Here is a 19,859-nt window from a genome sequence, read left to right on the forward strand (position 1 = left end):
CGTGGGCCCGTTCCATTTCCTGATCCCTTACGGCGGGCAACGGTGCCGGACGGAAACCGTCGAGGCGGTTTTTGGGTAAGGCTGTGCCAAGTCGCGGCTGTGGACCTACAAGCAGGGAACAACCCTCGACGTCGGCAACGATCGTTTGGGGGGATCGTGAGGATTCTTGCGCGCCTGCACCAGCTCCCGCCGCGGCTGGCGGCGGGGGTGTACATCCTGAACTCCGGGCTGACCAAGGCCCAGAACAAGGACGACGAGGCCACCGCCGCCGCGATGCACGGGCTGGCCGCGGGCACCTACCCGTTCCTGCGGGGCCAGGACCCGAAGTCGTTCCTGAAGCTGGCGTCCATGGGCGAGATCGCGCTCGGCACCGCGCTGATCCTGCCGATGGTGCCGTCGCTGGTGGCCGGCGCGGGGCTGGCCGCGTTCGCGGCCGGCCTGCTCGGCATCTACTACAAGACGCCCGGCATGCGCCAGGAGGGCAGCCTGCGGCCCACTCAGGACGGCATCGCCCTGAGCAAGGACATCTGGCTGCTGGGCATCGGCCTCGGCCTGGTGCTGGAGGAGCTGTGTGACTAGCGGCCGATCCTGGCCGACACGCGGCCCACGACGCCGCGCGGGATGAACTTCCCGATCGCCACCACGGCCTTGTAGCGCAGGTCGGGGACGCAGACGGTCCTGCCAAGCGCCAGGTCGCGCATGGCCTCCTTCACCACGTCGTCGGCCTTGAGCCAGAGGAACCCGGGGATGTCCGAGACGTCCATCTCGGCCCGCTCGTGGAACTCGGTCCGCACGAAACCGGGGCACAACGCCATGATCTTGACCCGCGGGTGGCCGACCTCGGCGGCGGCCGACTCGCTGAAGTTCACCACCCAGGCCTTGGAGGCGCTGTAGGTGCCGCGGGTGAAGAACGCCGCCACCGACGCCACGTTGATCACCCCGCCGCGACCGCGGGACTTCATGCCCGGCAGCGCGGCCAGCGTGAGGCGCAGCACCGCCTCGCAGTGGACCTTGAGCATCCGCAGCTCGTCCTCGACCGGCGTCTGCATGAACGCCCCCGGATGCCCGAACCCCGCGTTGTTGACCAGCAGGTCCACCCCGTCGCGGATGCGTGCCTCGACCTTGGCCAGCCCCTCGTCGGTCGCCAGGTCGGCGACCAGGGTCTCGGCGGCCGCGCCGTACCTGAGCCTGAGCTGCTCGGCGACCTCGGCCAGGCGCTTGTCGTCGCGCGCGACCAGCACCAGCGTGAACCCGTCGGCGGCCAGGCGGCGGGCGAAGGCGGCGCCGATGCCCGCGGTGGCGCCCGTGATCAATGCGGTTGGCATGCCAGCACCCTAACCGGTTCCGGATCTGCGGTGGTCGCCGGGCGTCATGCCATACCACTGGCGGAAGGCCAGGTGGAAGCCGACCGTGGAGTGGTAGCCGACGGCCTGCGCGATGCGGCTGTGCGGCATCGAGGTCTCGGTCAGCAGCCGCGCCGCCTCCTGCATCCGGCGCGCGGTCAGGTGCCGCATCGGCGCCTCCCCGACCAGCTCGCGGAACGTGGCCGCGAACGCCGACCGCGACAGCCCCGCCTCGGCCGCCAGCGACTCCACCGTCCACGGCTCGGCGAACCTGGACTGTACGGCCAGCAGCGCCGGACCGATCGCCGGATGCCGTAGCGCCCGCAGCACCCCGGCGGACACGTTGCCCAGCGCCTCCCTCAGGGCGAGCACGAAGACCAGCTCGAACCCGCGCAGTGCCACCAGCCCGTTCGCCTCACGGGTGTCCCACTCCTCGCCCAGCCCGGAGAGCGTCGAGGCCAGCAGCCGCCGCCGCTCCACGGTCTCCCGGTCCAGCACCAGCACCGGCGGCAGCGCACGGTACAGCGGCGACACCGCCGCGTCGGCGTAGTGCAGCCCGCCGCAGAGCATCGTGGTACGCGCCCCCGGACCGTCGATGGTGACCGTGCGCACCTCGCCCGCCGGACGCTCCGGCAGCAGGCTCGCCAGCGGCACCGCCGCCCGGCCCGGCGCGTCGGCCAGCCGGTGGGCGCTGCCGTGCGGGAACACCGCGAGATCGCCCGCCGCCAGCCGTACCGGCTCCAGGCCGGGCAGCTCGACCGTGCACTCGCCCTCCTCGACGTAGTGCAGGATCGCGCAGCTCTCCCGCTCGCCCGCCACCCCCCAGGGGGCCCGCGCCGACCATCGGCTGTGGAAGACACCCCGCAACCGCAGCGGAGCCAGCAGCTCGCTCAGCAGGTCGGACGATTCATTAATGACAGCAGACCGCACTTTATCGATCGTATCGCGAGGGCGGGCAAGACTTGCCGCCATGACATTTCTGGTGATGGGCGCGTCGGGCGCCCAGGGTTCTGCCATCACGAGGGCGCTCACGGCCGCGGGCCACGAGGTCAGGGGATTCTCCCGTACGGCGGGCTTCCGCGGTGACCTGGGTGACGCCGAACGCGTGAAGGAGGCGTTCGCCGGGGTGACGCACGCGTCGCTGCTGCTGCCCATGGTGTACGCGGCGCCCGCGGTGGAGTCCTACGTCCGCAACGTGATCGACGCCGCCTCGGCGGCGGGGGTGCGGCGGCTGGTGTTCAACACGGGCAACCGGATCCCGCAGGGACCGACGGGCGTGGCCGCCTTCGAGACGCGCAGGGCGGCGGCCGCCGCGCTGCTCGAGTCCGGGTTGCCGGTGGTGGTGCTGCGCCCGCCGATCTACCTGGACAACGTGCTCGCTCCCTGGGTGGCGGGGCCGCTGGCCGCCGGAGTGCTGCGGTATCCGATTCCCGCGCACGTGCCCGTGTCGTGGCTGACCCACGCCGACCTGGGGGCCGCCACCATGGCGGCACTGACCCGCCCCGGGGTGGAGGGCAGGCAGCTGGACCTCGGACCGGCGCCGCTGACCGGGCCCGAGCTGGCCGCCGAGTTCGGGCCCGGCGTGCGCTACGAGGCGCAGGACGTGGCCGAGTTCGAGGGCGCCCTGGCGGCGGCGCTCGGGGAGGAGACGGCCGCGGGCGTGGCGGGGACCTACCACTGGGTCGCCGAGCACGGCCGCGACCTCTACGTGGCCGACCCGGCCGTCGAGGACCTCCTCGGGATGCGCTTCCAGCCGCCCGCCGAGTGGATCGCGTCCCGATGAGCTCCTTGGTGGCCTGACGGACGGCGGAGAACCACAAGCCCGGTCCCCCTGGAACCGTCAGGGGGACCGGGCGGGTTCTCTGGGGAGAGCTAGACGGCGCCCTTCGGGGCGTTGCCCAGGGGGCGGATGTCGTAGCACCAGGGGAGGCCGGGGGCCACGGGCGGGTTCTCGTTGTTGCGGCTCTGGCAGAGCAATCCTGAGCGCAGGCGCAATGTGATCTCCCCCTTGGTGAATCCTGAGGCTCCTTTGTAGGCCCGTCTCCACGCGTGGCGGCACCCCGGAGCTTCCAGGTGGCGCGCAGGCCCGGCTTCGTGGTAGCGGATCTCTTGACAGCTCCAGGGATTGCGTCTTTGCTAACGGGAAATCGATTACCGAGAAATCGATTGCTGGGAGGCGCGGATGTTCCGGCTCGTCGTGCTGAGTGGGTTCCTGGGGGCGGGGAAGACGACCATGATGGTGGGCGCAGCGCGGGCGCTTGGGCGGCGGGGGAGGCGGGTGGCCGTCATCACCAACGACCAGGCCGGCGACCTGGTCGACACGGCGGTGGCGGCGCACGGCCTGCCGGAGGGCGCGGTCGCGGAGATCACCGGCGGCTGCTTCTGCTGTCGTTTCGAGGACCTGGAGCGGACCATCCGCGAGGTCGTCGGCCGTACGGGGGCGGACACCGTGATCGCCGAGGCGGTCGGCAGCTGCACCGACCTGCAGGCCACTGTGCTCCGTCCGCTGCGCCGCTTCTATGGCGACTCGATCCGGGTCTCCCCGCTGACGACCCTGGTCGAGCCGATCCGCATGGCCGCCTTGGGGCCGGCCTCCGCGGGCGACAGGGCGCACCGGGCAGCGGGTGCTGACCTGGAGTATCTGTTCGATCGGCAGTTGGCCGAGGCGGATGTGATCGCGCTGACCAAGATGGACGCGCAGCGGGGTGCCGGGTTGGCGGGGGAGCTGGCGCGGCGGTATCCGTACGCGCTGGTCGTGCCGTGCTCGGCGGTCACCGGGCAGGGGATGGAGCGGGTGCTCGAGGCGTGGGAGGCACCTGAGCCCGCCGGGCGGGACCTGGAGGTCGACTACGACAGGTACGCGGCGGCCGAGGCGAGGCTGGGCTGGCTTAACGCCCGCTACCTGGTCGACGGCGCGGTGCCGGGGGAGTGGGTGCTCGCCGTACTGGGAGATCTCTCGCGCGCCTGCGCCCGCGCCGGATACGTGATCGGCCACGCCAAGCTCACCGCGCAAGCCGCGCACGGCCTTCCCACGTCGGGGGTGGGTGGGCTGGCCAAGGCGAGTTTGGTGGCTGCTGGGGTGGCTCCCGCGCTCGACATTCCGGGGCCGGAGGGCGCGGGGGCGTTGCGGGCGGTGGTGAACGTCCGGGTGGGGTGCTCGCCGTACGAGCTGGAAGGGCTGGTCACGAACGCGATCCGGGCTGCCGACGAGACGACAGGCGCACGGTCGTCGGCAGAGTCCACGAACGCCTTCAGTCCCGCCTACCCCAGGCCCGTCCACCGGATCCCGGCCGCCTGACCACCTCCGAGCCTTCCGCGCGCAACCCGCTTCTCGGGCTGATCGCCTTTGAATCCGTGCTGAACCACGATGGAGGCAATGCTCCATGACCACACAGACGTGCTGTACCGATGGTTCCTGCTGTACGCCCGCGGCCGTGTCGCGGCGGGGGTTTCTGGCCGCGGCGGCCGGGGGAGTGGCGGCGGCCATGGTCCCGTGGCGGGCCGAGGCCGCGGCGGCGCTCGGGTTACGCGAGGAGGACGTGATCCTCGTCCCCGAGGACAAGGGCCTGTCCGCCGAGTGGATCAAGGCGCTCTACCGGCGCGCCGAGCCCACCCGCTACGACAGGCCCGCCTACGTGGGCATGCCGGTGGGCGGCGGCTGCGCGGGGCAGCTCTACCTGGGCGGCGACGGCAGGCTGTGGCACTGGGACATCTTCAACACCCCGGCCAAGCCCACCAACGACACCACCTACGCCGACCCGCCCAAGCCGAGCTCGCCGTTCAACCATGGGTTCGTGCTGCGGACCGGGAGCCGGTACCGGTCGCTGGACGCCGAAGGGTTCCCCGACCACGCCTTCGTCGGGCAGTACCCGATCGGGACCGTGACGTACCGGGCCGACGACGTGACCGTGACGCTGGAGGCGTTCTCCCCGTTCATCCCGCTGAACGCCGACGACTCGACGATCCCGGCCACCGTACTCACCTACAAGATCAAGAACCTCGGCACCGGCAGGCTGGACGGCGAGCTGCTCGGCTGGCTGGAGAACCCGGTGTGCCTCGACAGCCGCACCCAGCAGCCGATCATGCTCACGGCGGCCGCTGCCGGCGGGGGGCTGCGGTTCGGAGCCCACGACGGGCAGTCGGGACACCCACGCGAGGACATCCCGTTCGAGGACTTCGAGCAGGACACCTACCAGGGCTGGACCGCCACGGGCACGGCGTTCGGCACCGGGCCGGTCGAGAAGGCCAAGGTGCCCGACTACATGAAGCGCTTCGGCGACCTCGGCGGGACGGGCGCCAGGTTCGTCACCTCGCACCAGTTCAGGAACGGCGAGGACGTCTGGCAGGCCGACGCGCACACCGGCCGGCTCACCAGCAGAGCGTTCACAGTCGAGCGCCGGTACGTGAACCTGGCGGTGGGCGGCGGCGGGCACGCGGGTCAGACCTGCGTGAACGTGGTCGTCGACGGCAAGGTCGTGGCCACCGCGACGGGCCACGAGGCCGAGCCCATGGCCCTCAGATCCCTGGACGTCGCGAAATATGAGGGTAAGACGGCCAGCATCGAGATCGTCGACGAGCACACCGGCGGCTGGGGCCACATCAACGTCGACTCGATCGTCTTCAGCGACAAGCCTGCCGCGCCCCGGCCCTTCGACCAGCTTCCCGACGCGGGCACGCTCGCCCTCACCGCGCTCACCCCCGCAGCCAGGGTCCGCCCGTCGATCGCCGGATGGGACACGCCCGAGGCGGTCTTCACCTCGGGCGACGGCCCGGCCGAGGTGGACGCGGGCAAGGCCGCGATGGCGGGTGCGGTGTCGGTGCCCGTACGGCTAGCGCCCGGCGAATCACGAAATTTCCGGTTCGTTCTCGCCTGGCACTTCCCGATTCCCGACCGCCAATCCCTGGCCTTCCTGAGAGGCTCGGACAAGCTGCGCCACCACTACGCCACCCGCTTCGGCTCGGCATCGGACGTAACCGGATACATCGTGAAGAATCTGGCAAGGCTGGAGGGCGCGACCAGGCGCTGGGTCGACACGTTCTACACCGACTCCACGCTGCCGCACTGGTTCCTGGAACGGACCTTCGCCACCGCCTCCACCCTGGCCACCGCAACCTGCTACCGCTTCGACGACGGTCGCTTCTACGGCTGGGAGGGCGTCTACTGCTGCGCGGGCACCTGCGAGCACGTCTGGAACTACGCCCAAGCCCTCGGCCGCCTCTTCCCCGATCTGGAGCGCGACGCCCGCGAGCGCGTCGACCTGGGGATCGGCTTCCACGAGGACACCGGCGAGATGGGCTTCCGCGCCGAGGCCTGGATGGGCTGGGCCGCCGACGGCCAGTGTGGCACCATCCTCCGCATCTACCGCGAGCACACGATGTCGCCCGACGACGGATTCATCAGGAAGAACTGGGCGAAGATTCGCAGGTCCATCGAGTGGGTCATCGCTCAGGACGGCGACGCCGACGGCACGCTCGAAGGCCGCCAGCCCAACACGCTCGACACCGACTGGTACGGCGAGATCTCCTGGATGACCTCCATGTACGTGGCCGCGCTCAGGGCAGGCGCGATCATGGCCACCGAGGTCGGCGACACCGCGTTCGCCGCCACCTGCACCGGCCTGGCGGCCAAGGGCGAGGCGTTCATCGACGCCAACCTCTGGACCGGCGAGTACTACATCCAGCGCGTCGACCCCGCGCACGCCGGCGTCATCAACCACAACAGGGGCTGCCACATCGACCAGATGTTCGGCCAGAGCCTCGCCTCGCAGTATGGCCTGCCCCGAGTCATGCCGGCCGACAAGTGCAGGACCGCACTGGACAAGCTCTACCGCTACAACTTCGCCCCCGACCCCGCCGACTACCGCTCGAAGTTCCACACCATCGAGGGCGGGCGCTGGTTCGCCATGGCGCGCGAGCACGGCATGCTCATGACCACCTGGCCGCACGGCGGCGACAAGGAGGCCCCGGGCAACCCGGCCAGCTGGGCCGCCATCTACTTCAACGAGTGCTGGACCGGCCAGGAGTACCAGGTCGCCCACCACATGATGGACGAGGGCCTGGTCGAGAAGGGCCTCACACTCACCAGGGCGATCCACGACCGCTACCACCCGGCCAAGCGCAACCCCTACAACGAGATCGAGTGCGGCGACCACTACGCCCGCGCCATGGCCTCCTACGGCGTCTACGTCTCGGCCTGCGGGTTCACCTACCACGGGCCCGAGGGCAGGATCGGCTTCGCGCCGCGCCTGACCCCGGACGACTTCCGCGCCGCCTTCACCGCCGCCGAGGGCTGGGGCCTCTTCCGCCAGCGCCGCACCGGCCCCGTCCTGCACGCGGCCGTCGAGCTGCGCTACGGCAGGCTGCGCGTGTCGACGCTGACGCTCGCCGTACCGGACAAGCCCAGGATCGTGCAGGTACCGCAGGCCGGGCCTGTCCGCTTCGCGCACGCGGACGGGACCTTGACGATCACCCTCGACAGGCCCGTGGAGCTGGTGGCGGGGCAGGCGCTGGAGGTGATCGTGCGCTAGTAGTAGCCCGTCTCGCCGTCGAGCAGCTCGCGCATCACGTCGGCGTGGCCCGCGTGGCGGGCCGTCTCCTCGATCATGTGGATGAGCATCCAGCGCAGGTTCGCCTTGGCGGAGCGGAAGTCGGGATGCGTGCCGACGGCCTCGAGCGGGTGGGTGGCGACGATCTCGTTGGAGATCGCGCACTGCTTGCCGTACTCGTCGAGCAGCTGCGCCAGCGGGACGCCGTCCACCTTGAGGTCGGCGTCCTCCTCGTCGGCGAACTGCGGACCTTCGGCCGGGTGGCCGAGGAAGAGCACCTCGAACCAGGTGTGCTCGACCCAGCGCATGTGGGAGACCAGGCCGGCCATCGTCATCAACGGGGAACTGGGGAGGACGGCCCGGTGCGCGTCCTCCTCGGACAGGCCCTCGCACTTCCAGTGGATGATGGCGCGCTGCATGTCGAGCCAGCCGACCAACTGGTCGCGCTCGGGCGCTTCGAACTCGGGGCGGATCCTTGGTGGGGTCATGGCCGGACGGTACTGCAGCCGTCGCTCGCCCCGCATTCGCTTTTCGCCGCCCTGGTACGGTGGCCCGCTCGCCACACGCCGAGGAATGGGGATCACGGTGGTGCCGCGTTCTGCCAGTTCGGGGGCCAGATCCGGATCCGGCCCGTCGACGAAGAGGTGCCCGAGCACGTCGGCGCCCGCTTGGGCGGCCATCCTGGCGGACCCGGCGGTGAGCGCGTGCGCGATGGCCACTCTGCCGCGCTGGTGCGCGGCGGCCACCAGCGCCCCGACCGTCTCCCGTGACAGCGCCGGCGTGGGCATCCCCACGGTCGAGCCGTCGTCGATGAGCACCTTCAGGTAGTCCGACCCCTCGGCCACCCGCGCCCCGACGAAAAGTTCCGCCCCTCGCGCCTGCTCGAGCACCCCTCCAGGCGCTTCCCCGAGGTCACCTTCATCCCCTGAGCCAGGGCGCGTCAGCAGAGAGTGGCCTGGAGCACGACGTGACTCGGGGGAAAACGTTCCCCCGAGACGCGGCGCAGGAGGAGCTCGGCCGCGTGCCGCCCGATGTCGTAGGTGGGCTGCGAGATGAGGGTCATCTCCTCCGCCAGGCCCAGCGCCCAGCTCATGTCGTCGAAGGCCGCCACCGCGATGTCACCCGGGTAGCGCAGCCCGCGGTCCCTGATCGCCGCGACCGCGCCCAGTGTCATCAGGTTGTTGGAGATGAACAGCGCGTCGGGCCCCTGCGACAGCAGTGTCTGCGCGGCCGCCCGCCCGCCCTCGATCCGGTAGTCCCCCCGCGCCACCAGGCTCCTGTCGTACGGCAGGCCGGCCGCCTTGAGCCCGTGCTTGTAGCCGGCCAGGCGGTCGGCGGCCGTCGTGACGTCGGCGGGCCCCGCGATGAAGCCGATACGGCCACACCCCCGCGCCACCAGGCGCAGCACCGCCTCCTGGGCTGCCTTGACGTTGTTCACGCCCACCCGGTCCACGTCGGCCGTGCGCAGCCGGCGGTCGATCGTCACCACCGGGATCCCGCGCTCCCGCATGAGGTCGATCGAGGTGCGAGTGGTCGAGGCGGGGGACAGGATCACCCCTGCCATGCTCTCGGCCGCCGCCACCTCCAGGTAGCGCTGCTCCTTGTCCAGGTCCTCGTCGGTGTTGGCCAGCACGACCGAGTACCCGGCCCGCGAGGCGGCGTCCTCCGCGCCGCGCACCAGCGAGGTGAAGAACGGGTTCGTGATGTCGGAGATGATCACGCCGAGGACCGTCGTGGCGCGCGTGCGCAGGGACCTGGCCTGGCTGTTCGGGCGGTAGCCCAGCTCGCGGGCCGTGGCGAGGACCCGGTCGCGCAGGTCGGAGGCGACGGTCGGGCCGCCGTTCAGCGCGCGGGAGACGGTCGAGGGGGAGACGCCGGCCGCGAGGGCCACATCCTTGATCGTGATCTGCGTCACCGGCACCCCCGTTGCGATTCTGTGATCCGAGGGTCCATTGACACCCCTCGAGGCCGGATCTAGCTTAGCGGGAAATCGATTTCTAGCAAACGATTTCTCGCGGAGGTACCGGGTGGCACGCATCGGACTGCTGAGCATGTCGGACGGGCGCGACTACGTCGCCCGCGATCTCGTCGACCACATCAACGCCGCGACGAACGGCCTGGCGGAGGCGTTGCGCAAGGAGGGCCACGACGTGATCGTGGCTCCGGAGATCGTCTGGACCAACGAGCTGGCCACCAGCCAGGCCCGCTGGCTGGCCGACCAGCGCCCCGACCTGACGATCTTCAACTACGCGGTCTGGGCGTTCCCGCACTTCACGATGCTGGCCGCGGAGGCGACCGGCGGTCCGCTGCTGCTGATGGCCAACATCGACCCGGTTCAACCCGGCATGGTCGGCATGCTCGCGGGCGGCGGCGCCCTCGACCAGATCGGCCGCACCCACGCCAGGGCCTGGGGTGACATCTCCGACCCGGCGGTCCGTGAGCGCGTGCTCACCCATGTCAGGGCTGCGCACGCGGTGAGCAGGCTGCGCGGCTCGACATTCGGCCGGATCGGCGGCCGCCCGATGGGCATGTACACCGCCGTCGCCAACACCGACCAGTGGATGCGCACCTTCGGCGTGGACGTCGAGGAGATCGACCAGTGGGAGGTCGTCCGGCGCAGCGACAACGCCGAGCAGGCCAGGGTCACCCAGGCACGACAGTGGCTGGAGCGCCACGGCAACGTGCACTACAACGGCAAGCAGCTCACCCCCGAGCTGCTGGAACGGCAGATCCGCAGCTACTACGCGATGCGCGAGCTCATCGACGAGTGGAACCTCGACTTCACCGGCATCAAGGGTCAGCCGGAACTGACCACGCACTTCTGCACGATGGACATCGCCGAGGCCTTCCTCAACGACCCCTACGACTGGGAGGGGCCGAAGGAGACCCACGTCTGCGCCACCGAGGCCGACATGGACGGCGCGCTGAGCATGCAGATCCTCAAGCTGATCAGCGGCGACCCGGTGCTGTTCGCCGACGTCAGGCACTATCACGCCGACAAGGACGTGTGGGACCTGTGCAACTCCGGCCAGCACGCCACCTGGTACGCGGCCCGCTCCGACGACCCGCTGGAGAACCTGGCCAGGACCCACTTCTACCCCGAGGTGTTCTTCTTCCCCGCGGGTGGCGCCAGCGTCCATCACCTGGCCGCGCCAGGATCGGCCACCTTCGCCCGCCTGACCCGCAGGGACGGCCGCTACCGCATGCACGTGATGCGCGGCGACTTCGAGCTGTACGACGACGAGACGAACGAGCGCATGGCCCGCCAGTCCACCTTCGAGTGGCCGCACGCCTTCACCCGGCTGCACGTCCCTGCCACCGAGTTCCTCGAGCGCTTCGGCTCGAACCACATCCACGCGGTGCCCGGTGACTACGTGGCCGAGCTCGCGGCCGTGTGCAAGCAGCTCGACGTCGACTTCGAAGCCTTCGGCGACGCCGGCCAGAAGGAGCGCGGTGGGGATGCCGCCTAGCCTCGCGGCGGCCGTCCTGGTGGCCGGGATGCTCGCCGTACCCGCGCAGAACGCCACAACGCAGGCGGACCACGGCAACGAGACGCCCGCCGTAGCGTCGCTCCAGACCAAGGGGCCGGTCGGCTGGGACGTCTACCGGCACCTGGAGCGGCTGCCCGAGATCCCGGTCAACGTGGAGACCAGGCAGTACTCCAGCTTCGACCGCACGGGCGAGAACAACGACGGTTTCAACGGCACCTACTCCTGCCTGCGCACCGACCAGAACGGGTGCGTCATCGCCGAGCACGCGGGCCCCGGCGAGGTCGACGCGATCTGGTTCACCAGGGACGAGGGCGACGTCAGCCGCACCGGCAAGATCACGATCGAGCTGGACGGCACGAAGGTCGTCGACGCGAGCCTGCAGGACCTGGTGGACGGCAAGCTGGGCGCGCCGTTCGCCGCTCCGCTGGTGGGCAACGCCGACCAGAGCTCCGGCGGCGTCTACGTCGAGGTGCCGATGCCGTTCACCCGCTCGATGCGGATCACCACGCAGAACAACCCGCTCTTCTACCACGTCACCTACCGCACGTTCGCCGACGCGCAGGGCGTGACCAGGTTCGACCCGGCCGACAAGGCGCAGGACGTGCTCGACCGCCTGGAGAACCCCGGCCCCGTCGTGGCCGGCGGCCGCACGCAGCAGACCGCTCTGCGCGTCGACCCTGGTCAGACGGTACGGCTGGCCCGCACCAGCGGTTCCGGCCTGATCTCCGCGCTCAAGGTACGGCTGCCGCAGGCCGAGCACGTCCAGGCGCGGACCGACACCGACGACGGGCGCGCGTTCGGCAAGGACGGCTCCAGCCAGTTCACCGTCAAGGTGGACCCGGCCAACGACGGCGTCCGCCTGACCCGCCGCCTCGACCCCGCCATCGGCAACCAGGTGGCCAAGGTTCTGGTCGACGGCCAGGAGGCCGGGCAGTGGGGGCCGAGCAAGAAGCTGCCCTACGGGCTGTGGGCCGAGGAGTCGGTGGACCTGCCACCCGCGCTGACCAAGGGCAAGTCGCAGCTCACGATCAAGAACGTGTTCGTCAGCTCCGACTACGACTACAACGAGTTCACCTACTGGGCCGACAGCGCGGGCAAGCGCACGGACACCGTGAACGTGGGCGACGCCGCCGACGAGGCCGCGCACACGTACGCGATCGCGGGCCAGACCTGGCAGGGGACCCGCACGTTCAGCTATCCGCTCGACGACGCGCGAACGGCCAAGATCAAGGCGGCCCAGGCGCTGCTGCAGGGGCTGCGGCTGCGGATCTCCTTCGACGGACAGCGCACGGTCGACTCACCGCTGGGCGAGTTCTTCGGCTCGGGTCACGCGATGAACCCGGTCAAGTCACTCATGTCCGCCATCGACGCCGACACGAGCACGATGACGTCCTGGTGGCCGATGCCCTACCGGGCGACCGCCACGGTGGACCTCTACAACGCCTCCGACCAGCCGGTGACGACGGGAACCGCCTGGGTCACGGCGGTCCCGCACCCCGCCTCGACCGGATATTTCCGGACCCAGTCCCGCACGGGCCCCACCACCCCCGACAAGAGCTGGCCCTTCCTGCGGACCACCGGCACAGGCAAGTTCGTCGGCGTCAGCCACACCATGCGCGGCCCTGCGAACCGCAACTTCCTCGAAGGCGACGAGCGCGTCTACGTTGACGGCTCCCGCACCCCACAGATCCACGGGACCGGTACCGAGGACTTCTACCAGGCGGGCTGGTACTTCAACCGCGAGACGTTCTCCACCCCCTGGCACGGCAACACTGCCCACCTCACCCCGTTCACCGGCTGCGCCGCCGACAACGACTGCACTGGCGCCTACCGCCTGATGCTCGCCGACGCCGTCCCCTTCGCCGGCTCGCTCGACTTCAGCATCGAGCACGGCTGGATCAACAACATCGACTCCGTCTACTCCTCCACGGCCTTCTGGTACGGCACGACCACCCCGTCCGGGCGCCCGACCGACACCCTCACCATCGGGAACCAGCCCAGCGAGCAGGCACACCACTACACCGGCGGCGGAGAGGCCACCACCCTCGACTCGTTCTTCGAGGGCGACTGGAAGGGCCCCCTGGCGCTCAAGGCCGCCCAACGCACCACGGACCAGCCGATCTCCTTCACGCTCAGGGTCGACCCGGCCAACCAGGGCGTCCAGCTGCGCCGTACCTCGGACCAGAACCAGGGCTGGCAGCAGGCCGAGATCACGGTCAACGGCCAACGCCTGACGGACTGGACCCAGCCACTGTCGAATACCAGCCGACGATGGCTCGACGACGTCTATCCGATCCCGTCATCCGTCACCCGCGGAATGTCGTCCGTCACCGTAACCCTCACCCCGAAGACCCCATGGTCAGCCGCCGCCTACACGGCCTGGAGCCTCCGGTGACGAGCGTTGGTGTGGGGATCGTTCTGACGATGCGGGGGATCGGGAAGTCGTTCCCCGGCGTCCGGGCGCTCGACGGGGTCTCGCTCTCCGTGGGGGAGGGCGAGGTCGTGGCCCTGCTCGGGGAGAACGGCGCGGGGAAGTCCACGTTGATGAACATCCTCGCGGGGGTGTTCAAGGACTACGAGGGCGAGATCGAGGTGGGCGGCGAGGCCGTCAGCATCCACTCGCCCAGGGACGCCCAGCGGCACGGGATCGCGATGATCCACCAGGAGCTCAACCTGGTGCCCGAGCTGTCCATCGCCGACAACATCTTCCTCGGCCAGGAACGGCTCGTCCTCGACCGCCGCACGGCCGACCGTAAGGCCGCCGAGCTGCTGCGCGGACTCGGGCTCGACCTGGCGCCGCGCCGGCTGATCAAGCAGTGCAAGATCGCCGAGCGGCAGCTCATCGAGGTGGCCAAGGCCCTGTCGCTCAACGTCCGGGTGCTGGTCATGGACGAGCCCACCTCCGCGCTGGCCGACGCCGAGGTGCACCGGCTGCACCAGGTGATCCGCGACCTCACCGGCCGCGGCGTCGCGGTGGTCTACATCTCCCACAGGCTCGAGGAGCTGGAGGAGATCGCCGACCGTGTCGTCGTCCTGCGCGACGGCGCCTACATCGGCGAGCGCGTCATGAAGGACGCCACCCGCGACGAGCTCATCCAGATGATGGTCGGCCGCCCGCTGGGCGAGATGTTCCCGCGGGCCGACGGCGGCTCGTCGGGTGAGGTGCTGCTCGAGGTCGACGGGCTGTCCGTCCCCGGCGATCCGGCCACCGGCCGTACGGCGCTGCGCGACATCTCGCTCACGGTACGGCGGGGCGAGATCGTCGGCGTGGCGGGGCTGATGGGCGCCGGGCGGAGCGAGCTGCTCGAGACGCTGTTCGGCGTCCACCGGCCCGCGGCGGGTTCGGTCTCGCTGAACGGCACGTCGTACAAGCCGAGGAGCCCGCAGCGGGCGATCAGGCGCGGCGTGGCGCTGGTCGCGGAGGACAGGAAGGCGCAGAGCCTGGTGCTCGGCAACACCGTGGCCTTCAACGCCAGCCTGTCCTCGCTCAAGCGCTTCCTGCGGCTCGGCACCGTCGACCGCGGGCGCGAGAACGCCGCCGTGGCCGAGCAGGTGGAGGAGCTGCGGGTCAAGACGCCGGGGCTGCGCTTCACGGTGGGGAACCTGTCGGGCGGCAACCAGCAGAAGGTCGTGCTGGCCAAGTGGCTGCTGACCTCGCCCGGCCTGATCCTCATGGACGAGCCCACCCGGGGCATCGACGTCGGGGCCAAGGCGGAGATCCACGCGCTCATGTCGTCGCTGGCGGCCTCGGGCAAGGGCGTGCTCGTGGCCTCGTCGGAGCTGCCGGAGCTGCTTGCCATGTGCGACAGGATCCTGGTGCTCTGCGAGGGCCGCATCACCGCCGACTTCGCCCGCGGCGGCGCCTCCCAGGAGGCCATCCTCGAGGCCGCCATGGCCCGCCAGCAGGTGATCGCAACGGAGTCCGGACCATGACAGTGAAGACCGCGCCGCCGCACGTGAAGGCGCCGTCGGAGAGCAGGATGCGGCGGACGCTGTCCGCGCTGGGCGCCGCCCAGGCGTACATCGGGCTGGTGCTCGTGCTGGCCGTGGGCGTCGCCACCAAGGGTGAGATGTTCCTGAACGAGACGAACCTCACCAACTCCATCGGCGCGTTCGCCTCCCGCGGCATCCTCGCGGTGGGTGTCACGCTGGTGATCCTCACCGGCGGCATCGACCTGTCGGTCGGCTCGCTGCTCGGCATCGCCTCGATGACCTCGGCCATGCTGCTGTCGAAGTTCGCCCTGGAGCCGTGGCAGATCGTGCCGCTCAGCATGCTCGTCGGCGCCTTCTTCGGCTTCCTGAACGGCGCGGGCACCGCCTGGCTGCGCATCCAGTCGTTCGTGATGACGCTGGCCATGCTGTCGGTGGTGCGCGGGCTCGACCGGCAGATCAGCGACAACGTCAGCGTCGGCACCCAGATCGCCGGGCCGGACGGCAGGCTCACCCCGCAGGCCGAGGCGTTCCAGCTGTTCGGCACGCCGGGGCACAACCTGTTCGACCGGATCTACTACCCGGTGCTCGCCTTCGTCGTCGTCTGCATCGTCTTCCACCTGATCCTGGCGAAGACGCGGTTCGGCCGGCACGTCTACGCCGTGGGCGGCAACCCCACCGCGGCCAGGCTGTCCGGCGTCAACGTCACCGCGGTCACCATCGCGGTCTTCACGCTCAGCGGCATGCTGGCCGGGTTCGCCGGTCCCATCGACGCCGCCTACAGCGCCTCCGCCGACCCGCTGGCCGGGCAGTCGTTCGAGCTGGACGCCATCGCGGCGGCCGTCATCGGCGGCGCGTCGCTGGCGGGCGGGCGCGGCGCGATCGCCGGCACGTTCGTCGGCGCGCTCATCCTCACCCTGCTCGACAACGTGCTCGGGCTCAACGCGGTCAGCGACAACTGGCAGCTCGTCATCAAGGGGCTGATCGTCGTCGTCGCGGTCGTCCTGCAGCGCCCCGATCTGTTCAGGTTCCTCCGAGGAGGGAAACAATCATGAAAGCTCTCGCAGTCGCGATACTCGCCGTCGCGCTGGCCGCCGGGTGCGCCTCCAAGGCCCCGACCGCCTCGTCCTCGCCCGGCGCCAAGCCCGCGGGCAAGAAGTTCGTGGTGGGTTACTCGCAGTCCAACAACGCCGAGCCGTACCGTGCCCAGCTGAACCTGCAGCTGCAGCACTTCCTCAAGCAATATCCGGACATCGAGCTGCTGCCGATCGCCGACGCCAAGCAGAGCAGCGCCACCCAGGTGTCGCAGGTGCAGAACTTCATCACCCAGAAGGTCGACGCGCTCATCGTCTCGCCCACCGAGCCGGCGCCGCTGACCGCGGCGGTGCAGCAGGCCTGCGACGCCAAGATCCCGGTGATCATCCTGGACCGCACGGTCAACACCGAGTGCTACACCTCCTTCATCGGCGGCGACAACGTGCTCATCGGCAGGAAGGCCGGCGAGGAGGCGGTCAAGCTGCTGCCCAACGGCGGCAACGTGGTGGAGCTGCGCGGCATCCTGTCCAACCAGCCGCAGATCGACCGCGACAAGGGCTTCCGCGAGGCCATCGCGGCCAACCCCAAGATCAAGATCATCGCGGACCGCGAGGCGAAGTGGCTCAAGGAGGCCGCCACGCCGATCATGCAGCAGTGGCTGGCCCAGAACCAGCAGATCGACGTGGTCTACGGGCACAACGACCCGATGGCGCTCGGCGCCTACCTGGCCGCCCAGGCCGCCGGGCGGGCCGACAAGATCAAGTTCATCGGCATCGACGGCCTGGCCATCCCCGACGGCGGCATCCGCGCCGTCCAGCTCGGCCAGCTCGCCGCCACGTTCATCTATCCGACCGGCGCGCAGGAGGCGGCCGATACGGTGAACAAGATCCTGCACGGGCAGCAGGTCGAGAAGAAGCAGGTCCTCGGCACCACCCAGGTGTCCAAGGACAACGCCGCCCAGCTCTACAAGCAGTACGACCTCTCAGGGGCCAACTAGATGTATCTCGGCGTCGACATCGGGACCTCCAGCTCCAAGGGCGTCCTGGTCACCCCGGACGGGCGGGTCGTGGCCTCCGCGGTGCGCGAGCACCGCACGGCCACGCCCCGTCCGGGCTGGTTCGAGCACGACGCTCGCACGGTGTGGCTGGAGGACTTCTCGGCCGTCTGCCGCGAGCTCTCACATCCCGAAATCTCCGGCATCGGGGTCAGCGGGATCGGGCCGTGCGTGCTCCCCGCGACGCAGGACGGCACGCCGCTGCGGCCCGCGATCCTTTACGGCGTGGACACCCGCGCTACCCGGGAGATCGCCGCCCAGACCTCCAGGTACGGCGCGGCCGAGATCCTGGAGCGCTGCGGATCGCCCCTGACCTCGCAGGCCGTCGGTCCGAAGCTGGAGTGGCTGCGCGCCGAGGAGCCCGAGGTGTGGGGCGCCACCAGGCGGCTGTTCATGGCGCACTCGTGGCTGGTCAACCGGCTGACCGGCGCCTACGTCCTCGACCACCACTCGGCCAGCCAGTGCGCGCCGCTCTACGACACCAGGACCTTCTCGTGGATCCCCGAGTGGGCCGAGGAGGTCGCGCCCGGGCTCCGGCTTCCTGAGCTCGCCTGGAGCGGCGAGGTCGTGGGCACGGTCACGGCCGCGGCGGCCGCGGAGTTCGGCCTGCCGCCGGGCGTGCCGGTGATCGCCGGGACCATCGACGCCTGGGCGGAGGCGGCCAGCGTCGGCGTGCGGGAGCCCGGCGACGTCATGCTCATGTACGGCACCACCATGTTCATCGTCGAGATCCTGGCCTCGCGGGTGACCTCCCCGTCCTTCTGGGGCACGGCGGGCGTCACGCCCGGCTCGCACAACCTGGCCGCGGGCATGGCCACTTCGGGCGCCATCACCGCGTGGCTGCGCGACCTGACCGGCGCCTCCTACGAGCGGCTCATCCAGGAGGCGGCCGAGGCGGGCATCGGCGCCGAGGGCCTGCTCATGCTCCCGTACTTCGCCGGCGAGCGGACGCCGGTCTTCGACCCCGACGCCCGCGGCACGATCATCGGGCTCACGCTGCGCCACGGCCGCGGTCACCTCTACCGCGCGGCGCTGGAGGCCACCGCCTTCGGCGTCCGCCACAACCTGGAGGAGATGCGCGCGGCGGGCGCCTCGGGCAAGCGCCTGGTCGCCGTCGGCGGTGGCACGGCGGGCTCGCTCTGGCCCCAGATCGTCTCCGACGTCCTGGACGCCCCGCAGGTCCTGCCCACCCACACCCTGGGCGCGTCCTACGGCGACGCCCTCCTCTCGGCCGGCGCCGCCGGCATCGACACCGCCCCCTGGAATCCGCCCGCGGCCACCATCCACCCGACCCCGCAGTCCAAGGCCCTGTACGACCACCTCTACACCCTCTACCGCGACCTCTACCCCACCACCCTCCCCATCGCCCACGCCCTGTCCCACCTCTCTTGACCCGGCCCCTGGCTCGGTTGCACGGTTCTGCTTCGCCAGCGTCTGTATGGCGTAGAGCCGTACGAGAGCGTCTGTATGGCGTGGAAGGGTATGTGGGGTGAGTCGGTTGCTGATCGTTCATCACACTGCGTCGCCTACCACGCATGAGCTGTTCGAGCGGGTCCGCAGTGGCGCCCAGTGCGAGGAGATCGAGGGCGTCGAGGTCGTCACCAGGGCGGCGCTCGGCGCCACCGTGCCCGACGTGCTGGCCGCCGACGGGCTGATCCTCGGGACTCCGGCCAACATCGGTTACATGTCGGGCGCGCTCAAGCACTTCTTCGACACCGTCTACTACCCGTGCCTGGAGGAGACGCGGCGTCTGCCGTACGGGCTCTACGTGCACGGCAACAACGACGTCGGGGGAGCGGTGCGGGCGGTGGAGGCGATCGCGGGCGGGCTCGGCTGGGAACGCGTGAGCGCGCCCGTCATGATCGTGGGCGCGCCCACCAAGGCGGATCTGGAGGCGTGCTGGGAGCTGGGCGCCACGGTGGCGGCGACGATCAGTCCCGGTTGACGCGTTCGATCAGGTCCTCGACCTGGGAGCCGAGGTGGGACCCCCGGGCCCAGCCGGCGTAGTGGGTGAGGAAGGCGACGACCTCGCGCATCTCGTCGGCGCTCAGCTCGCCCGTCCGCAGGGCGTTGTCGAGCTGCACTTCCACCTGGTCGTCCAGGCCCCCGAGCCCGACCAGGAGCGCGAGCAGGAGCAGGCGGCGGTCCCTCGTCGACAGCACGTCGCGCGCCCACACCTCGGTGAAGAGTCGTTCCGCCTTCATGCCGAAGGAGTCGTCCCAGTTGTTCATGATCTCCATTGCGGTTTCCGTCATCGGGCGCTCCCAGTACGAGCGGGCATCCCCCATATCCTTCGCTACTTCTCGAGCTGAACCAATGGGGGGTTGCACGAACGTTGTACGAGGGAGAACGTGTGGGTATGTGCGCGTTCGCGATCATCAAAATCGCCGGCAGCGCGACCCGCAGATCCCGGTAAAGCACCGGCAAAGCTGATCTGTAACAACTAAGGCCAATGAATGGC

General features: G+C 70.3%; 16 protein-coding genes. 11 read left to right on the forward strand and 5 right to left on the reverse strand.

From position 1 onward, the window contains the following. Nucleotides 1-156: 156 nt before the first annotated feature. A complete protein-coding gene (locus ACIBHX_RS04535; protein ID WP_397064147.1) occupies nucleotides 157-579 on the forward strand; it encodes a hypothetical protein in 423 nt (140 codons plus the stop codon). Here ACIBHX_RS04535 and ACIBHX_RS04540 read toward each other — a convergent pair. Together ACIBHX_RS04540 and ACIBHX_RS04545 are read right to left on the reverse strand one after the other, a co-directional pair. Next, nucleotides 576-1,325 carry an SDR family NAD(P)-dependent oxidoreductase gene (locus ACIBHX_RS04540; protein ID WP_397064149.1) on the reverse strand — a complete coding sequence of 250 codons (750 nt, stop codon included), beginning with the start codon at nucleotides 1,323-1,325 and terminating at the stop codon, nucleotides 576-578. The two genes, ACIBHX_RS04535 and ACIBHX_RS04540, sit on opposite strands and share 4 nt — an antisense overlap. Nucleotides 1,326-1,334: 9 nt before the next feature. Next, the gene (locus tag ACIBHX_RS04545) at nucleotides 1,335-2,273 is read right to left on the reverse strand and encodes an AraC family transcriptional regulator (RefSeq protein WP_397064151.1); all 939 of its coding nucleotides are present in this window, start codon (nucleotides 2,271-2,273) and stop codon (nucleotides 1,335-1,337) included. Between the two features lie 40 nt (nucleotides 2,274-2,313). On the opposite strand from ACIBHX_RS04545, the gene ACIBHX_RS04550 reads away from it, so the two are divergent. The 3 genes from ACIBHX_RS04550 to ACIBHX_RS04560 all read left to right on the forward strand — a co-directional run bounded on the left by ACIBHX_RS04550 (nucleotide 2,314) and on the right by ACIBHX_RS04560 (nucleotide 7,870). Then, the gene (locus ACIBHX_RS04550; protein ID WP_397064153.1) at nucleotides 2,314-3,126 is read left to right on the forward strand and encodes an SDR family oxidoreductase; all 813 of its coding nucleotides are present in this window, start codon (nucleotides 2,314-2,316) and stop codon (nucleotides 3,124-3,126) included. A 399-nt stretch (nucleotides 3,127-3,525) separates the two neighbouring features. Further along, nucleotides 3,526-4,641, forward strand: coding sequence for a GTP-binding protein (locus ACIBHX_RS04555; RefSeq protein WP_397064155.1), 1,116 nt, complete (start codon nucleotides 3,526-3,528; stop codon nucleotides 4,639-4,641). 85 nt (nucleotides 4,642-4,726) lie between these two features. Further along, nucleotides 4,727-7,870, forward strand: coding sequence for a GH116 family glycosyl hydrolase (locus ACIBHX_RS04560; protein ID WP_397064157.1), 3,144 nt, complete (start codon nucleotides 4,727-4,729; stop codon nucleotides 7,868-7,870). On the opposite strand, the gene ACIBHX_RS04565 is transcribed toward ACIBHX_RS04560, so the two are convergent. Both ACIBHX_RS04565 and ACIBHX_RS04570 read right to left on the reverse strand, forming a co-directional pair. Further along, nucleotides 7,867-8,778: a DUF664 domain-containing protein gene (locus tag ACIBHX_RS04565; RefSeq protein WP_397064159.1), complete on the reverse strand. Its 912-nt coding sequence runs from the start codon at nucleotides 8,776-8,778 to the stop codon at nucleotides 7,867-7,869. The genes ACIBHX_RS04560 and ACIBHX_RS04565 overlap by 4 nt on opposite strands. A 50-nt stretch (nucleotides 8,779-8,828) precedes the next feature. Then, the gene (locus tag ACIBHX_RS04570) at nucleotides 8,829-9,803 is read right to left on the reverse strand and encodes a LacI family DNA-binding transcriptional regulator (protein WP_397064160.1); all 975 of its coding nucleotides are present in this window, start codon (nucleotides 9,801-9,803) and stop codon (nucleotides 8,829-8,831) included. A 112-nt stretch (nucleotides 9,804-9,915) separates the two neighbouring features. Here ACIBHX_RS04570 and ACIBHX_RS04575 point away from each other — a divergent pair, with 112 nt between their 5' ends. From ACIBHX_RS04575 to ACIBHX_RS04605, 7 genes are all read left to right on the forward strand, one after another. Then, a complete protein-coding gene (locus tag ACIBHX_RS04575) occupies nucleotides 9,916-11,358 on the forward strand; it encodes an L-fucose/L-arabinose isomerase family protein (protein ID WP_397064162.1) in 1,443 nt (480 codons plus the stop codon). After that, the gene (locus ACIBHX_RS04580; protein ID WP_397064164.1) at nucleotides 11,348-13,774 is read left to right on the forward strand and encodes a DUF2961 domain-containing protein; all 2,427 of its coding nucleotides are present in this window, start codon (nucleotides 11,348-11,350) and stop codon (nucleotides 13,772-13,774) included. Before ACIBHX_RS04575 ends, ACIBHX_RS04580 begins: the two co-directional genes overlap by 11 nt. A gap of 29 nt (nucleotides 13,775-13,803) precedes the next feature. Beyond that, entirely contained in the window at nucleotides 13,804-15,312 is a 1,509-nt protein-coding gene (locus ACIBHX_RS04585; protein WP_397064165.1) for a sugar ABC transporter ATP-binding protein, read from the forward strand. Continuing rightward, the gene (locus tag ACIBHX_RS04590; protein ID WP_397064167.1) at nucleotides 15,309-16,364 is read left to right on the forward strand and encodes an ABC transporter permease; all 1,056 of its coding nucleotides are present in this window, start codon (nucleotides 15,309-15,311) and stop codon (nucleotides 16,362-16,364) included. The genes ACIBHX_RS04585 and ACIBHX_RS04590 overlap by 4 nt, the downstream gene beginning before the upstream one ends. Next, nucleotides 16,361-17,341, forward strand: a complete 981-nt coding sequence (locus ACIBHX_RS04595) for a substrate-binding domain-containing protein (protein WP_397064169.1) — start codon at nucleotides 16,361-16,363, stop codon at nucleotides 17,339-17,341. Before ACIBHX_RS04590 ends, ACIBHX_RS04595 begins: the two co-directional genes overlap by 4 nt. Continuing rightward, complete coding sequence (locus tag ACIBHX_RS04600; RefSeq protein WP_397064171.1) at nucleotides 17,342-18,790, forward strand: FGGY-family carbohydrate kinase; 1,449 nt, start codon at nucleotides 17,342-17,344, stop codon at nucleotides 18,788-18,790. A gap of 97 nt (nucleotides 18,791-18,887) precedes the next feature. Next, nucleotides 18,888-19,343, forward strand: a complete 456-nt coding sequence (locus ACIBHX_RS04605; RefSeq protein WP_397064173.1) for a flavodoxin family protein — start codon at nucleotides 18,888-18,890, stop codon at nucleotides 19,341-19,343. On the opposite strand, the gene ACIBHX_RS04610 is transcribed toward ACIBHX_RS04605, so the two are convergent. Next, the gene (locus ACIBHX_RS04610) at nucleotides 19,330-19,653 is read right to left on the reverse strand and encodes a carboxymuconolactone decarboxylase family protein (protein WP_397064175.1); all 324 of its coding nucleotides are present in this window, start codon (nucleotides 19,651-19,653) and stop codon (nucleotides 19,330-19,332) included. The genes ACIBHX_RS04605 and ACIBHX_RS04610 overlap by 14 nt on opposite strands. Nucleotides 19,654-19,859 lie beyond the last annotated feature (206 nt).

It is taken from the genome of Nonomuraea sp. NPDC050536 (genome assembly GCF_044457685.1).
In the GTDB taxonomy this organism is placed as follows: domain Bacteria; phylum Actinomycetota; class Actinomycetes; order Streptosporangiales; family Streptosporangiaceae; genus Nonomuraea.

What these genes read in the sequence shown, in the direction of transcription:
- ACIBHX_RS04555 (WP_397064155.1), top strand. Translation starts at nt 3,526, where the DNA reads ATGTTCCGGCTCGTCGTGCTGAGTGGGTTCCTGGGGGCGGGGAAGACG.
- ACIBHX_RS04610 (WP_397064175.1), bottom strand. Translation starts at nt 19,653, where the DNA reads ATGACGGAAACCGCAATGGAGATCATGAACAACTGGGACGACTCCTTC.
- ACIBHX_RS04595 (WP_397064169.1), top strand. Translation starts at nt 16,361, where the DNA reads ATGAAAGCTCTCGCAGTCGCGATACTCGCCGTCGCGCTGGCCGCCGGG.
- ACIBHX_RS04550 (WP_397064153.1), top strand. Translation starts at nt 2,314, where the DNA reads ATGACATTTCTGGTGATGGGCGCGTCGGGCGCCCAGGGTTCTGCCATC.
- ACIBHX_RS04540 (WP_397064149.1), bottom strand. Translation starts at nt 1,325, where the DNA reads ATGCCAACCGCATTGATCACGGGCGCCACCGCGGGCATCGGCGCCGCC.
- ACIBHX_RS04560 (WP_397064157.1), top strand. Translation starts at nt 4,727, where the DNA reads ATGACCACACAGACGTGCTGTACCGATGGTTCCTGCTGTACGCCCGCG.
- ACIBHX_RS04580 (WP_397064164.1), top strand. Translation starts at nt 11,348, where the DNA reads ATGCCGCCTAGCCTCGCGGCGGCCGTCCTGGTGGCCGGGATGCTCGCC.
- ACIBHX_RS04590 (WP_397064167.1), top strand. Translation starts at nt 15,309, where the DNA reads ATGACAGTGAAGACCGCGCCGCCGCACGTGAAGGCGCCGTCGGAGAGC.
- ACIBHX_RS04585 (WP_397064165.1), top strand. Translation starts at nt 13,804, where the DNA reads ATGCGGGGGATCGGGAAGTCGTTCCCCGGCGTCCGGGCGCTCGACGGG.
- ACIBHX_RS04600 (WP_397064171.1), top strand. Translation starts at nt 17,342, where the DNA reads ATGTATCTCGGCGTCGACATCGGGACCTCCAGCTCCAAGGGCGTCCTG.